The following is a 1,504-nucleotide window of genomic DNA, read 5'->3' on the forward strand; positions in this document are numbered from 1 at the left end:
ATGCAGATGCGCTGGCGCTGGCCGCCCGAGAACTCGTGCGGGAAGCGGCTCGCCATCTCCGGCAGCAGGCCGACGCGCTTCAGGAGGTCGGCGACCTTGTCGCGCGCTTCCGAGCGGTTGGCGAGGTTGTTGATCAGCAGCGGCTCGGCGATCGCGGCGCCGACATTCATGCGCGGGTTCAGCGAGGCGAACGGATCCTGGAAGATCATCTGCATGCGCTTGCGCTGCTCGCGCAATTCGCCCTGGTTGAGCTTCAGCACATCGACGCCGTCGAGCAGCACCGAGCCGGCGAGCGGCTCGACCAGCCGCAGGACCGAGCGGCCGGTCGTCGACTTGCCGCAGCCGGATTCGCCGACCAGCGCCAGGGTCTCGCCCGCCTTCAGGCTGAAGGAGACGTTCTCGACCGCATGCACCCGGCCCTTGACCGAGGAGAGCAGCCCCGAGCGGATCTCGAAGCGGGTCGTCAGCCCCGCGACCTCGAGCACCGGGCGCTCGGCCGCCTGGACCGTGTCCGGCGTTTCGGTCGGCACGTCGGACTGGCCGGTATTGCGGTCGACCACCGGGAAGCGCATCGGCCGCGCGCGCCCTTCCATCGAGCCCAATCGCGGCACCGCCGAGAGCAGCGCCTTGGTATAGGGCTTCTGCGGTTGAGCGAAGATGTTCTCGGTCGGGCCGGTCTCGATCTCGTCGCCATTGTACATGACGACGGTGCGGTCGGCGATCTCGGCGACGACGCCCATGTCGTGGGTGATGAAGAGGACCGACATGCCCTCCTCCTGCTGCAGCTGCTTGATCAGCTCGAGGATCTGCGCCTGGATCGTCACGTCGAGCGCCGTCGTCGGCTCGTCGGCGATCAGGAGCTTGGGCTTGCAGGCCAGCGCCATTGCGATCATCACGCGCTGGCGCATGCCGCCCGAGAAGCGGTGCGGATATTCGTGGAAGCGCGACTTCGCCGAGGGGATCTTGACCTTCTCCAGCAGGCGCACCGTCTCGGCCTCGGCCTCCGAGCGCGACAGGCCGCGATGCAGGATCAGCGCCTCGGCGATCTGGAAGCCGATCGTCAGCACCGGGTTCAGCGAGGTCATCGGCTCCTGGAAGATCATCGCGATCTCGTTGCCGCGGATCTCGCGCATCTGCGCATCGGGCAGCGTCAGGAGCTCCTTGCCATTCAGCTTGATCGAGCCCTCGATCCGGCTCGAGCCGGGCGGCGTCAGCCGCATGATCGACAACGCCGTCACGCTCTTGCCCGAGCCGGACTCGCCGACCACCGCAAGCGTCTCCTGCGGCTTGATCTCGAAGGAGATGTTGCGCACCACCGGCTTCCACAAACCCTCGACACGGAACGAGGTCGTCAGGTTCGAGACCGACAAAATCGGCGATGTCATGCAAGCTCCCTCAAAAAAACAACGAAGCGCTCCGCCCTCTTCCGGAGCGCTCCCGCCAAAAACCACCCCACAATAACCACCACGACAGCATTGTCAGCCAACCAGAACGCTGATTTTCA

The 1,504-nt window shown here is 65.9% G+C and carries 1 protein-coding gene; it reads right to left on the minus strand.

The features are described from left to right. Nucleotides 1-1,385: dipeptide ABC transporter ATP-binding protein (locus tag ACWIGM_RS31345; protein ID WP_454029854.1), on the minus strand; the 1,385-nt coding region annotated here is incomplete at its 3' end. Between the last annotated feature and the right edge of the window lie 119 nt (nucleotides 1,386-1,504).

The organism is Allobosea sp. NPDC055332, from assembly GCF_053645455.1.